Source organism: Burkholderia perseverans (assembly GCF_022870505.1).
GTDB lineage: Bacteria > Pseudomonadota > Gammaproteobacteria > Burkholderiales > Burkholderiaceae > Burkholderia > Burkholderia plantarii.
The window spans coordinates 1,324,871-1,338,087 of record NZ_CP045093.1 but is presented as its reverse complement, the minus strand read 5'-3'; the positions used below and the strand labels follow the sequence as shown (position 1 = coordinate 1,338,087).

Sequence of the window (13,217 nt, the reverse complement as noted above, 5' to 3'; positions counted from 1 at the left end):
CACATTTTCCATTTCCATTCAACGATTTATCTCTGTTTTTTGGATTCGTTGCGGGTCGCCGGGCGGCCGCCGCGCCGCAAATTCTTTCGCCTGCCGCGTGCTGGGCAACAACGTTATAAGACGACTGATCTTTGAGGGTTAACCTCGTTCGTTTTTCCGGCCCCGCGCGACGTTCGCTGGCATGGCCGTCAGCGAAGCGGCGTGCCGCACCGCCCGCCCGATCAATGACGTCCGATTTCCGGCTTTCCAAAAGCAATCGAATGCATTTCTGTTTGCCTTCATTGATATCGCAGCGGATGCGTGTGGGGGAGGCGCGGGACGGCCGGGAGGGAGACTGCGGCGTGCCGGCTGCGGCGGCGGTGCCGGGCCGGCATGCGCGCGGGAGCGGAAGAACAGGAGGTGGAGCGGCGCCGATTGGCCACGAGGGTATGGCCGTCAGATCGGCGGCCTGCCAGTCGCGACGCCTGGATTGCCACGATCATGCCACCCGCGTCGCGCTGGAAGACGACACACTTTCGGCACACTGCTCACGATCTCGCCACAATCCTGGCGGTCATTTCGTTACGATGCATTCAACGAGGGACCGCTTTGAACCTCGTTGTATTACGCCGAAAGGTGTTCGGCCGGTGGATCACCCCCTCCGATCCACCGGCATTTTTTTGAATTCATTGCCGGCTGCGCCGGCAGCCCGCGACCCGATCAACCGGCATCGACACGGCCATGCCCGAGCGCGCCGACGATGCCGGGCAGCCGCGCCACCGCCTGCTCGTGCAGTTGCGCATAGAGGCTTTCGCCGCGCGCGTCGATCGCCACCGTGGCCGGCCCGAGCTGCGCGACCTCGAGCGTGAGCAGCCGGAACTGCGAGATGTACTCGGTCCAGTGCTGCGCCGCCACGGCGCGCAGCGCGCGCGACAGCAGGTTCAGGCCGCCGCCCGGAAACGACAGGTAGGCGCAGCCGGCCTCGCGCAGCGCGGCGGCGCTGGCGGCGTCCAGGCCGCCCTTGCCGCCCACCAGGCGCACCCCTAGCCCACGGATCAAGGTTGGCATCCACGGGTTGTAGCGCGTGCTGGTGCTCGGGTTCAGGTACAGCGCGCGCGGCGTGCCTCCGGTTTCGTCCACGTAGGTGCTCAGGTGGAAGAACGCGCCGCCGGCGAGATCCACCGGCAGCGGCTCGCCGGCCTCGATCATCCGCGCCAGCCGCTGGTGGGTTGGCAGCCCGATGCTGACGGTCACGCGCCCCGACAGCCGCACCATGTCGCCGAGCTGCAGCGCGTCCACCTGCTCGCGCGCGAGCGGCAGGCTCAGGTCGTGGATCCGGCTCATGCGGTGCCCTCCAGGAATTCGACGCGGCCGTCGCCGTGAATGCGCGCGGCGGTGCGCCGGTTGATCCAGCAGTTGAAACAGACGGCCACCGGCACGAAGCCGTGGCTCGCCGCGTAGTCGATGTGGACGGCCATCGCGGTGGTGTCGCCGCCGGTGCCCATCGGTCCGAAGCCCATCGCGTTGACGGCGTCGAGCAGCCGCCGCTCCATGGCGGCCAGCACGGGTTCCGGGTTGGTGCGCCCGAACGGCCGCAGCATCTGCTCCTTGGCGAGCCGCGCCGCATAGTCGAAGGTACCGCCGATGCCCACCCCGATCACGAGCGGCAGGCACGGCTGCGAGCCGGCGCGCAGCATGGTGTCGAGCACGAAGCGCTCGATCTGCTCGTGGCTCGGGTAGACGAACGCCTCGATCGCCTCCCAGCGCCCGGTGCCCATCGCCTTCGGCGAGCAGACCACGTCCACGTAGTCGGCCTCGTCGATCAGGTCGAAGCTGACGATCGGCATGTCCTTGCCGGCATGGCCGCGTTCGTGCGTGAGCGGGTTCGTCACCATCTTCAGGATCGGCGGCGAGATGCGCGCGGCCAGCTCGGCGAAGCCGTCGCGGATCGCCGCGCGCACCGGCCCGTCGAAGTTCACGCGCGTGCCGATCTTGATGCTGTAGGTGGGAATCCCGACGTCGCTGCAGACCAGCGAATCGTCGCGCCGCGCGCCGTCGGCGCTGTCGATCAGGATCCGCAGCGTGGTGCGGCCGGTGGGATTCGACTCGCGCGCCTCGGCCCGTTCGAGGAACGCGCGCGTGTCGTCGGGGATCGTCTTCAGCGAGCGCTCGTAGAGCTGCGCGGTCACGCGCTTCAGGATCGAACTGTCGAGTGTGGACATGGGGAGAGAATCATCGGTTGAGGATCGTGCCGCGCGGCGGGCACGATCGCGATTCCGCCAGGAGAAAACCCGGCCAAAAGAGTTCGCCGCCGAATTGGCCGCGCGGCGACAATGCGTTGCACACCCTACGTTGCACATCATGACGCGGAGCCAGGCATGAGCCAGACCCCCTCGCGGCAGGCGCCGCTTTCCACCACCGGCGGCGGCGCGGTGCCGGCGCGCCGGATCGGCATCGTCGGCATCGGCGCGATCGGTGGCCATTTCGCGGCGCGGCTCGCGCTGGCCGGCCACCGCGTCTCGGCGCTGGCGCGCGGCGCGACGCTGCGCGTGCTCGCCGACACCGGCCTGCGCTACACGGGCGCTGGCGACGACGCCGAACGCGTGATCGCCATCGAGGCACACCAGCACGCCGAGGCGATGGGCGAACAGGACCTGCTCGTGATCGCGCTGAAATCGCAGGCGCTGCCGGGCCTGGCCGCCTCGCTCGCGCCGCTGGTCGGCCCCGGTACCGTGGTGCTGCCGGTCGGCAACGGGCTGCCGTGGTGGTTCTGCCTGCCGGCCGGCGGCCCGCTCGCGGGCCTGCGGCTCGCCAGCGTGGACCCCGACGGCGCCATCGAGCGCACGCTGCCGTTCGCGCAGGTGCTGGGCGGCAGCGTGATGGCCTCGTGCAGCTCGCCCGCGCCCGGCGTGGTGCGGCACCACAGCGGCAACCGCATCACGATCGGCGAGCCGGCCGGCGGCGTCAGCGAGCGCGCGGCGGGCTGGGCCGCGCTGCTGAGCGCGGCGGGCCTGACGACGGTGGCCAGCGACGACATCCGCCGCGACCTGTGGATCAAGCTGCTCGGCAACGCCTGCTCGAACCCGCTCAGCGTGCTGACGCAGGCCGGCACCGACCGCCTCGTCAACGACGCCGGCACGCTGGCCGTCTACGAGCGCCTGATGGGCGAATGCCTCGCGATCGGCCGCGCGGCCGGGCTCACGATCGAGATCGACATCGCGCAGCGGATCGCGCAGACGCGCCAGCTCGGCGCCGTGAAGACCTCGATGCTGCAGGACCTCGAGGCGGGCCGCTCGCTCGAACTCGACGCGATCCTCGGCGCGCCGCTCGAATGCGCGGCGCGGCTCGGCATCGACGCGCCGTGGCTGCGCGCGATCGAGGCGCTGGCGCGGCTGCGCGCCGACGTGGCCACGCCGGCTGACGCGGCGCACGCGGCGCCCTGACGGGCGGCCCGGCGCGGCGGCGGTCGAGGCGGCGCGCGCTTGCGCCGGACCTTCCGCATTGCCCGCATGTTCCGCAGTTCCCGCGCGGCGCGTTGCCCAGCTTCGGGCTGCCCCGCTGGCCGAGCAACTGGCCGGGCGCCTCCGCGCACCTCCCGCCGCCTCGCCCGCCCTCGCCCTCGCGGCACGCATCGCCAGCCTCCGCCTCAGCCGCGCGCGTAATCGGCGGCGTTCGCGATCCAGCCCTTGCCGATGAAGTCCTCGCGCGGCGGCGAGAACACGTCGATCAGCAGATGCCGGCCCGCGCCCACGCCTTCGGTGGTGTGGATCAGCTGCACGGGGATCGCGATCATCGAGGCGGCGCCCGCGTGCAGGTGCTCGTCCTCGCGCCACTGGTTCGCATCCGCGCCCCACTGCACGCGCAGGTGGTGGATGAACTCGCCCGCGATCGCGAGCGACCCCTGCTCGAAGTTCGTATGGCTGTGCGGGCTCAGCTTCGAGCGGTCGCGCGCGTCCTGGTACTCGACCCAGTTGATGCTGAGCGTGTCCGACTGCAGCATCTTCAGGCGCGGCTTGTCGGCGGGCGGCACGATCTCGTCGATGCGGATCACCTGCAGCTCGCCGCCGCCGCGCGTGCGCCGGTAGCCGGCGTCGCCGGGCGCGATGCGCGCGTCGGGCGCGGCGTAGTCGCCGTCGTTGCAGGCCGCGCCGGGCGCGAGATCGGCGCGCGTGGAGGCGATCAGCACCGCGCGCCCGCCCGCGGCCGGGCGCACCGCCACCTCGCCCGCCGGCAGCACGCAGACGCTGCGGCCCGGCACCTCGCGCGCCTCGCCGTGCCCGATCCGCACCTGCGCACCGGTTTCCTCGGGCAGCAGCAGCAGCAGCTCGTGTTCGCTCGCGGCGGCGAATTCCGGGCTGGCGGCGCCATCACCGCCCTCGCCCTCCAGCCACTGCACGAAGAAATTCTGGCCGCGCGCGATCGCGCCGGGGCCCAGGTCGTAGACGGCCGTGCGGCGCACGCCGGTTTCGGTTGCCATCGTCATGTCGTGATCCTCTCGATTTCCTTGATATCAGTCGCGGCGCGGGCTCGGCCGGCCCAGCTCGGCGAGGCGCTCCACCACGCCGTAGCGGTTGCCGTCCAGGCGCGTGAGCGGCTCGGCGCGCACCGTGTCGAAGCGGCCGTCCTCGCCCACGAAGCGCGGGTCCAGATGCACGCCCACCACGCGGCCGAACACCACCTGGCTGGCCGTCTCGCCCGGCCCGGTCGGCTCGATCTCGACGATCCGCAGCAGCCGGCATTCCATGCTGGCCGGCGAGGCCGCCACGCGCGGCGGCCGCACCATCACGCTCGGAGCCTTGGCGAGGCCCGCCAGCTCGAACTCGTCGGTGCCGTAGGGCGCGTCGATCGAGCTGTGGTTCATCGGCTCGCGCAAGTCCCAGCTGACGAGGTTCGTCACGAACTCGCCGGTCTCGCGCACGTTGGCGATGGTGTCCTTCTCGGCGCGGTCGGCCGGCGTGTTGCACGAGAACATCACCACCGGCGGCGCGGTCGAGACGAGGTTGAAGTGCGAGAACGGCGCGAGGTTCACCTGGCCGCGGCCGTTGACGGTGCTGATCCAGCCGATCGGGCGCGGCGCGACGATCGCGTTGAACAGCGTGCGCTTGAAGCCGGGCGTGGCGGCCGGATCGATGAACATGGCGAGTGCCCGCGCGGGGTCCGGGTTGTGCTCAGCCACGCGCGCCGCCCTTCACGAACACGCGCTTGCCGGTCTCGTAGAGCACCGCGTGGCGCTCGGCATCGGTCAGCAGCGTGGTGGCCTCGAGCATGCGCTGCACCATGTCGAGATAGGTGCCCGACGAGGTGCCGATGTCGGAGCCCCACATGATGCGGTCCGCGCCGAACAGGTCGACGGCCGCGCGCAGCACCTCGTGCGCGGGCGTGCCGGTCTCGCGGTAGATGTCGAGGTTGATCGAGGTGAACTTGAAGAAGATGTTCGGCTCGGCTGCGAGCGGCGCGAAGCGCGCGTCGAAGCCGAAGTTGTCGTCGTCCACCTCGGGTTCGAGCATGTGGTCGAGTACCACGCGCAGCTTCGGGAAGCGCCGCGCCAGCTCGATGATGACCGGCACCGACGGCCCGCCGCCGCCCAGCGCCAGCACCTCGATGTCCATCACGATGCCGTGTTCGTTGGCCACCGCCCAGGTCTCGAGCGCGCGCGGCGAGTTCAGCCACGGCATGCTGCCGTCCGGCTCGCGCCCGCCGAACAGGCGCACGCCGGCCAGCCCGTGGCGCTCGATGTAGCCGCGCACCAGCCCGGGGGTGGCCGCGTCCTCGGCGTCGAGGATCACGACGGCCGAGAACGTGTCCGGATGCGCGTCCGACGAATCGAGGATGTAGCTGTTGTCGTAGCGGTAGATCATGCGCTTCTGCACGGCCACGGCCGCCTCCACGCCGGCCTCGGCCATCCACGGCAGCATCCGCGCCACGTCGGGCACCTCGTTGATCGGGTTCGGGCCGTGCTTGCCGCCCGGCAGGCCGATCACGCCGGGCAGGCGCGGCGGCGCGTTGGGCGAGCGCTTCATCGGGTTGCGCGGATAGCGCGCCTGATCGTCGGCCACCAGGTGAGCGTGCGAGTCGAACAGCGTCACGCCGGCATGTGGCGGTCGGGCTTGGGTGGAATCCATCATGTCTCCAGTCGGAACGAAAGCGGGTGATTCGTTGATGCGGGTGATTCAGCGGCGCGGCGCGCGGGCCGCGCTGCCTCAGAACAGATGGCGGATGCCGATCGTGAAGCCGGTCTGCGCGTCGCTCGCCGACGGCGTCGCGAAGGTCAGCGCGGCCACCGCGCGATGGCCGGTCGAATCGAAACCGGCGGCCGTTTCGTGCAGCAGCACGCAATACAGATCGGTCCGCTTCGACAGCGCGTAGTCGGCGCCGAGGTTCCATTGCTGGTAGCTCGCGCCGCTCAGGCCCTGGTACGAACTCACGCGCGTGTAGGCATAGGCCACGCCGAGCAGCAGCGCGGGCGTGAGCCGGTACTTGAGGTTCGCCTCGGCGGTGTTGAAGCTGGCGGTCTTGCCGAGTTCACCGGCCGGCGTGACGAGCCCCGCCACCGGCGTGCCGCCGAGGTCGGTGAAGCGCGTGTTGGTGTAGATCAGCCCGGCCGTGAGCTTGCCGAACTCGTAGGACGCGCCGGCGCCAAGCTCGCGCTGCGCGGCGGCGCTCGCGTAGCCGCTGAAGATCGGGCTCGCGAAGTTGTTGCCGGTCGCGCTGCTGGTGGCGTTGTTGCCGAACAGCGCGAAGTTCGGATTCTTCACGTACAGGTAGGCCAGCGCCGCATGGAACGGCCCCTGCAGATAGTCGATGCCGGCCGAGATCATCTCGTTGCGCGTGACCTGCCCGGCCACGCCGCCGAGGCTGTAGGTGGCACCCACCTGCACGCCGCGATAGCGCGGGCTCACGTACTTGATCGCGTTGTTGGCGCGCTCGGTGCCGTCCACGTCGTCGAGGCCGGCCGGGTGATAGCCCCAGCCCGCGCCGCGCGCGGCCCAGTCGGTACCGGACGCGAACGCGCCGAGATAGCTCGACAGCGTCAGGTACTGGCGGCCCAGCGTGACGGTGCCGTAAGGCGTGCCAAGCCCGACGAAAGCCTGGCGGCCGAACAGCAGGCCGGCTTGCAGCGCGCCGGTGGTGGTGGTGAAGCCGTTCTCGAGCGTGAACACCGCCTTGTAGCCGCCGCCCAGTTCCTCGCTGCCGGTCAGGCCGAAGCGCGAGGCGCTCTCGTTGCCGCCGGCGATCGCGGACTGCGTCTTGCCGCCCGCGTTGCTGTTGTAGCTATAGCCGGCATCGACGATGCCGTACAGCGTCACGCTGCTCTGCGCGTGGGCCGTCGTCGTGCAGGCGATCGCGGCGGCGGCGGCGATCAGCGACAGCGAAGTTTTCATGAGGTCTCCTCCGATGATTTGGCCCGTTCGTGGACGGGCGACGGATCGCCGAGCGGAGCGGCTCGTGGAATCGTCCACTCCGTCTCGACGCCTCGTATGGTTCCATGCGAGGCGCCGCGAACCCAAGCGCGTTTCCGGAACATTTCGCAGAGCGAAAAGCGCCGGGCGCGACAGGCCGCATGCAATTGGGGGACGATGCAACGGATTCCGCACCGCGAAATCCTCGGGATTCGCGCTGGAGGGCAAAATCGACGCGGCGTAGTATTGCCCGCCGTGGTCCTGCACGCAGTCAGGCATGACCCCGATAACACGCAGCCGGCCGACGCGCGAGAATGCGCGGCCCGCCCGGCGGGACCGATGGAGGAGACATGGAAATCACCCTTGCCGCGACCGGGAGCGTCGCGGCCGCGAGCGACGAACGCCTGATCCGGCGCGTCTGGTGGCGCATCATGCCGCTGATCCTGATCACCTATCTGGTATCGGTGATCGACAAGATGAACGTCAGCTTCGCGAAGCTGCAGATGGTGCATCAGATCGGCCTGACCGAGACCGCCTACGGGCTCGCGTCGTCGCTGTTCTTCATCGGCTATCTGATCTTCGAGATCCCGAGCGCGCTCGGCGTGCATCGCTTCGGCGCGCCGAAGTGGATCTTCCGCATCGTGCTGAGCTGGGGCGTGGCCACCGTGCTGCTCGCCTATATTTCGTCGGGCTCGATGTTCGCGGCGCTGCGGTTCCTGGTGGGCGCCGCCGAGGCCGGCCTCTATCCCGGCATCGTCTATTACCTGACGGTCTGGTTCCCGCGCCGCTACCAGGTGCGCGCGATCGCGCTGCTCACGCTCGGCAGCGCGCTCGGCAACATGCTCGGCTCGGCGTTCGGCGGCGCGCTGCTCTCGCTCGACGGCGTCATGCACCACGCCGGCTGGCAGTGGGTGTTCATCGTCACCGGCGTGCTGGCGCTCGCGCTCGCGCCGGTGGTACTGACCTGTCTACCTCGCTCGATCGAGACCGCGCCGTTCCTCGACGCCGCCGAGCGCGCGCGGCTCGCGCGCATGGTGGCCGACGAGGCGCCCGCCGCCCATCACGAGGGCAGCGTCTGGACCGTGCTGCGCGACCGCCGCGTGCAGGTGTTCTCGTTCGCCTACACGCTGATGCTGACCTCGCTGTACGGGCTCATCTACTGGCTGCCGACGGTGATCAAGGGCTTCGGCGTGTCGAGTTCGCTCAACGGGCTGTTGACGATGATCCCGTGGGCACTCACGGCCGTGCTGCTGCTCACCGTGCCGCGCCTGCTCACGCGCGAGAGCCGCGTGCGCGTCGCGGCGGCCGCGATCGGCACGATCGGCTGCCTCGCGTTCATCGCCAGCGTGCTGCTGAGCGACCCGGCCGCGCGCTACGCGGCGCTCGTGATCGGCACGCCCTGCACCTCGCTGCTGCTGCCGTGCTTCTGGTCGCTGCCGTCGAAATACTTCAGCGGCCGGCGCGCGGCGGCGAGCCTCGCCGCGATCAGCAGCATCGGCAACTTCGGCGGCTTCCTCGCGCAGAACGCGATGCCGTGGCTCGGCCGCGCGCTCGGCCATGCCGGCTACGCGATGCTGCTGCCGGCGCTGTGCCTGCTCTCGCTCGGCGTGGCCGCGTTCGCGATGGAGCTGGCGAGCCGGCGTGCGAACGCCCACGCTGTCGCTCGCGACGGCGCCGCTTCGGCCTCCCGTCCGCAACAGCCTGATCAGCCGCGCTGATCGCGCGCCGCCCCGTTCAATCGAGACCCGACATGTCCGACACTTCTTCCCGCCGCATCGGCACCTTCGTCAAGACCGGCGCACCGCAGATCGTCGAAATCCTCGGCGGCGCCGGCCTGCACTTCGTGGTGGTCGACGCCGAACACGCACCGTTCGATCGCGGCACGCTCGACCTGCTCGTGATCGCCGCGCGCTCGGTCGGCCTGCCCCTCTTCGTGCGGATTCCCGACATGCAGCCGGCGACGATCCAGTCCGCGCTCGACCTCGGCGTGAGCGGCCTGCTGGTGCCGCACGTCGATTCGGCCGACGACGCGCGCCGGCTGGTGGCACGCACGCGCTTCCTCGACGGCGAGCGCGGTTTCTCCAGCTCGCCGCGCTTCGCCGCCTACGGCGCGCTCGGCATGGCCGCCGCGGTGGCGGCCGGCAACGGCACCACCGTGATCTGCCAGATCGAGAGCCGCGCCGGCTGCGAGGCCGCGCGCGAGATCGCGGCCGTGGACGGCGTGGCCGGCCTGTTCGTCGGGCGCGCCGATCTCGCGCTGTCGTTCGGTCTCGCCGACGCGCGCGCGCCCGAGGTGATGGCCGCCACCGTCGCCGTGCTCGACATCGCGCGGCAGGCCGGCAAGATCCCCGGCGTCGCGCTCGGCGACGCGCGCGAATGCGAGGAGTTCGAGCGGATGGGCGCGAACTGGTTCGTGATCGGCTCCGACCAGGCGCTGCTGCGCAAGGGCGCGCTGGCGATGATGGCGTGACGCGGCGCGAACCCGGCGCGCGTGGCGCCAATTCCGGTGGTGACGCGGGCGGCCGGACAGGAGCCAGCCCCCGGGCGGGCCTCGCGCGAACGCGCGAGGCGGCGGCCGGGCCGGAATGCGATAATCCGCGCGATCGCCGGCCGGCGGCGCGCGTGGTGCCCGCGGCCGGCCCTTCTCGGGAAGATCCAGCGATGCCGGAACGCGATTCGTCGATCCGCGCGGTCGAGCGGGCCATCGCCCTGCTGCGCGCGCTGAACCAGATGCCCGTCTCGACGCTCGACAGCCTGCATCAGTCGACGTCGCTGCCCAAGCCGACACTGATCCGGCTGCTGCGCACCTTCGAGGAACTCGGGCTGGTGGCGCGCGGCGCGCGCCCCGGCGAATACCGGCTGCTCGACGGCGTGAACGCGCTCAACTCGGGCTATCACCACGTCCCGCGCGTGGTGGAGATCGCCGCGCCGCTGGTGCGCGCGCTGACCGAGGAGATCAAGTGGCCGATCGCGGTCGCGATGCTCGACGTGGACGCGCTGGTGGTGCGCTACAGCACCATTCCCTACTCGCCGCTGTCGCTGCTGCATTCATCGATCAACATGCGGCTGAGCCTCGTCGCGCGCGCGATCGGCCGCGCCTATCTGGCGTTCTGCTCGGCCGACGAGCAGGAGATGCTGCTGGAGGTGGTGCGCCAGAGCCATCATCCCGAGGACGCGCTCGCGCACGATCGCGAGGCGGTGCGGGCGATGCTGGACGAGACGCGGCGGCGCGGCTACGCGCTGCGCGATGCGAAGGTGCGGCCCGTGTCGGGCACGCTCGCGGTGCCGGTGATGAAGAACGAGTTCGTGGTGGCGTCGATCGGGCTGACCTGGTTCTCGTCGGCGCTGACGGTCGACAAGGTCGTCGAACGTTATCTCGGCCGCCTGCTCGATGTGTCGCGGCGGATTTCGGAACAGTTGTAGGCGGCGCGGCGCCTTGCGGGCGGCGGGTGGGCGGGCCGCCTCAACCGCCGCCGCCGAGAAAGCGCAGCAGCCAGAGCAGGAAATGGAACACCATCACGAGCAACGCCCACAGGCGCTCGAGCAGATCCCACAGGCCGGCTCGCCAGAGCCCGGACATCGTGTCCGTCCACCATCCGTTCATCGGTTTTCCGTGGTGCGCCCGAAGCGGGCCGGGTTGCTATCTTCGCACGGCGCGGGGATGGCGCTCAGGTTGAGCGGCGGCGGGCCCGACGGCGCGGCCTCGACTCAAAGCCGACGGCCAGGCGTCAAGTCGAATACCGGCCGTCCTTTCTCACGAGGCGGGACCGGATCGGGATTCACGATCTCGGCCTAATCGTCGAACTTCACCAAGTCCTTGAAAATGAGCGGGCCCCAGCGGTTTCCGCGTGCCTGAACCAGCAACCCGCCTTCCGAAAGGCCGCCAAGTGTGACTGGAGCAAATCCAAGTCGTTCGGCAAGCGCACCGACGTCGGTAGCGGCGCCGTCGTCGTCGCTCGCCAGGAACACGACTCTCCTGCCCCGATGAACGGGCGGGTCCTGGGCAAGGACCGCGGCGACCAGGTGGTTGAATCCCTTGACCAGTCGTCCCCCGGCGAAGGCCTTCGCGACAAACCGGGACGACGGCTGCCCTTCCAGCGTTTCAGGAGACACGCCGTAGGCATTGGTCACATCGACGATGGTCTTCCCCTGCCAGGAAGGCAGCGACTTCGCGACATCCGCGTGCGATTCGAAGCGGACCGCCAGAAAGATGATGTCGGCCTTGACGGCTTCCGGCAAGGTTTCGGGCATGATGGTGGGGCCGATCGCGGCCGCATCGGCGGCCAAGCTTGCGGGCTCGCGCGTGGTTGCAACGGACACTTCGATGCCGCTGCGGGCAAACGCCCTGGCCAGGGCCTTGCCGATATTGCCAAAGCCGATGATTGCATATTTCATCAGTATTCCTTCATTTTGATCGCACCCTATGGCGCTCCCGGGAATCGAACGGCGTTATCCGGCGTGACTCGTCAGAGTTGCGCCAGGCCGCCGTCCGCGGCGACTTCGCTCGCGGTCATGAAACTGCTGTCCGGCGACGCCAGAAAAGCGGCTACCGCTCCAATTTCCGCCGGATCGGCCATGCGCTGGAGCGGCGTCATCGCACCGTAGGCCTTCTGGCCTTCCTCGCCCAGCGCCGCCTTGGCGAGTTCAGTCGCGGTCGCCCCGGGCGACAGCACGTTGACGCGGATGCCGGTGCCCTTCAAGTCTTCGGCCCAGGTCCGCGCAAGGTTGCGCACTGCCGCTTTACTCGCGCTATAGGCCGTGAATCCCGGAGCCCCCGTGGTGCCGGCGCTCGAGCCGGTCAGGATGATCGAACCACCGGGACCCATCAGCGGAAGCGCCGCCTGGACCGTAAAGATCGTCCCCTTTACGTTGGTGTCGAAGGTGTCGTCAATGTGCTCGGCGGTGATCCTGCCGAGCGGAAGCGGGCTTCCCGCCCCGGCATTGGCGAAGACGATGTCAAGCGTTCCACGCTCGGCTTTCACCGCCTCGTACAGTCGCCCGAGGTCAGCCGGGTCGGAGACCGAGCCCCTCACTGCGCGAGCGTTGGGGCCGAGCCTGGACACGGCGTCGTCGAGTGCGTCCTGCCGCCGGCCGAAGATGAAAACGAAGGCGCCTTCGTCGATGAAGCGCTTTGCCGCGGCAAAGCCGATGCCGGTAGCACCGCCAGTGATCACCGCGGTCTTTCCGTTCAGTCTGGTCATTTTTTTAAATCCTGAGTTGTGGTTGCGCCAGTATCCAGACCCGGTTACCTTTAAACAAGTATGCACTTTTTGGTAAGTACCTCGACATGACGACACCGCGCGAAATCTGCGATACCGGCTGCGGGCTTAACGCCACGCTCCGAATCATCTCCGGCAAGTGGAAACCGCGGATCCTGTTCTTTCTGCGCGACGGCGCAAAACGCTACGGCGAACTCAAGCGCCTGATCCCTGGCGTCAGCGACAAGGTGCTGATTCAGCAATTGAAGGATCTGGAAGCCGATCGGGTCATGGCGAGGACGGACTACAAGGAAGTGCCGCCACGTGTGGACTACGCGCTGACTCCGCTCGGTCGCAGCCTGGCCGATGCAATTGTCCCGCTCTGCACCTGGGGAACGGAGAATGCGGAGGAAATGGCGCGCATATTCGCGGACCGCGACGCGGCGTAGATGAATCCCGACATCCCGGCTTGATCTCTTGCCCGGATTCATCGAAGGCGGAACGCTCCCATCAGCGATGCGTCATGCTTTGCGACAGCCGGGCTCATTCAGGTTTGCACTACTGATTCACTTGACGCTGAACTTCCCGGCTACGCTTCCGACGCCGGAAAACGCACCTGGGTCAGGTTCAGCTGATCTCC

General features: G+C 69.3%; 14 protein-coding genes. 5 read left to right on the top strand and 9 right to left on the bottom strand.

Going from position 1 to position 13,217, the window contains the following annotated elements; translation table 11 throughout:
- Positions 1-699: 699 nt before the first annotated feature.
- Positions 700-1,323, bottom strand: coding sequence for a fumarate hydratase C-terminal domain-containing protein (locus BpN12_RS05620; protein ID WP_246794302.1), 624 nt, complete (start codon positions 1,321-1,323; stop codon positions 700-702).
- A complete protein-coding gene (locus BpN12_RS05615; protein WP_246794301.1) occupies positions 1,320-2,201 on the bottom strand; it encodes a fumarate hydratase in 882 nt (293 codons plus the stop codon). Before BpN12_RS05615 ends, BpN12_RS05620 begins: the two co-directional genes overlap by 4 nt.
- A 156-nt stretch (positions 2,202-2,357) precedes the next feature.
- Between BpN12_RS05615 and BpN12_RS05610 the strand changes: the two genes are divergently transcribed.
- Positions 2,358-3,422: a ketopantoate reductase family protein gene (locus BpN12_RS05610; RefSeq protein WP_246794300.1), complete on the top strand. Its 1,065-nt coding sequence runs from the start codon at positions 2,358-2,360 to the stop codon at positions 3,420-3,422.
- A 203-nt stretch (positions 3,423-3,625) separates the two neighbouring features.
- Here the strand turns inward: BpN12_RS05610 and BpN12_RS05605 are convergent, their stop codons facing one another.
- The 4 genes from BpN12_RS05605 to BpN12_RS05590 form a co-directional block, all read right to left on the bottom strand.
- Positions 3,626-4,462: a cupin domain-containing protein gene (locus BpN12_RS05605; RefSeq protein ID WP_246794299.1), complete on the bottom strand. Its 837-nt coding sequence runs from the start codon at positions 4,460-4,462 to the stop codon at positions 3,626-3,628.
- Between the two features lie 27 nt (positions 4,463-4,489).
- A complete protein-coding gene (locus BpN12_RS05600; RefSeq protein ID WP_246794298.1) occupies positions 4,490-5,116 on the bottom strand; it encodes a flavin reductase family protein in 627 nt (208 codons plus the stop codon).
- Positions 5,117-5,147: 31 nt separating this feature from the next.
- Positions 5,148-6,101 carry an amidohydrolase family protein gene (locus BpN12_RS05595; RefSeq protein ID WP_246794297.1) on the bottom strand — a complete coding sequence of 318 codons (954 nt, stop codon included), beginning with the start codon at positions 6,099-6,101 and terminating at the stop codon, positions 5,148-5,150.
- Positions 6,102-6,179: 78 nt separating this feature from the next.
- On the bottom strand, positions 6,180-7,361 hold the full coding sequence (locus tag BpN12_RS05590) for a porin (RefSeq protein ID WP_246794296.1): 1,182 nt from the start codon (positions 7,359-7,361) through the stop codon (positions 6,180-6,182).
- A gap of 368 nt (positions 7,362-7,729) precedes the next feature.
- On the opposite strand from BpN12_RS05590, the gene BpN12_RS05585 reads away from it, so the two are divergent.
- From BpN12_RS05585 to BpN12_RS05575, 3 genes are all read left to right on the top strand, one after another.
- Positions 7,730-9,097, top strand: coding sequence for an MFS transporter (locus BpN12_RS05585; RefSeq protein WP_246794295.1), 1,368 nt, complete (start codon positions 7,730-7,732; stop codon positions 9,095-9,097).
- A gap of 32 nt (positions 9,098-9,129) precedes the next feature.
- The gene (locus BpN12_RS05580) at positions 9,130-9,849 is read left to right on the top strand and encodes an HpcH/HpaI aldolase family protein (RefSeq protein ID WP_246794294.1); all 720 of its coding nucleotides are present in this window, start codon (positions 9,130-9,132) and stop codon (positions 9,847-9,849) included.
- Between the two features lie 191 nt (positions 9,850-10,040).
- A complete protein-coding gene (locus BpN12_RS05575; protein WP_042627705.1) occupies positions 10,041-10,802 on the top strand; it encodes a DNA-binding transcriptional regulator in 762 nt (253 codons plus the stop codon).
- Between the two features lie 40 nt (positions 10,803-10,842).
- On the opposite strand, the gene BpN12_RS05570 is transcribed toward BpN12_RS05575, so the two are convergent.
- The 3 genes from BpN12_RS05570 to BpN12_RS05560 all read right to left on the bottom strand — a co-directional run bounded on the left by BpN12_RS05570 (position 10,843) and on the right by BpN12_RS05560 (position 12,580).
- A complete protein-coding gene (locus BpN12_RS05570; protein ID WP_246794293.1) occupies positions 10,843-10,983 on the bottom strand; it encodes a hypothetical protein in 141 nt (46 codons plus the stop codon).
- Positions 10,984-11,171: 188 nt separating this feature from the next.
- Positions 11,172-11,774, bottom strand: a complete 603-nt coding sequence (locus tag BpN12_RS05565; protein ID WP_246794292.1) for an NADPH-dependent F420 reductase — start codon at positions 11,772-11,774, stop codon at positions 11,172-11,174.
- A gap of 71 nt (positions 11,775-11,845) precedes the next feature.
- The gene (locus tag BpN12_RS05560) at positions 11,846-12,580 is read right to left on the bottom strand and encodes an SDR family NAD(P)-dependent oxidoreductase (RefSeq protein WP_246794291.1); all 735 of its coding nucleotides are present in this window, start codon (positions 12,578-12,580) and stop codon (positions 11,846-11,848) included.
- An 86-nt stretch (positions 12,581-12,666) separates the two neighbouring features.
- On the opposite strand from BpN12_RS05560, the gene BpN12_RS05555 reads away from it, so the two are divergent.
- Complete coding sequence (locus BpN12_RS05555) at positions 12,667-13,026, top strand: winged helix-turn-helix transcriptional regulator (RefSeq protein ID WP_246794290.1); 360 nt, start codon at positions 12,667-12,669, stop codon at positions 13,024-13,026.
- Positions 13,027-13,217: the final 191 nt, after the last annotated feature.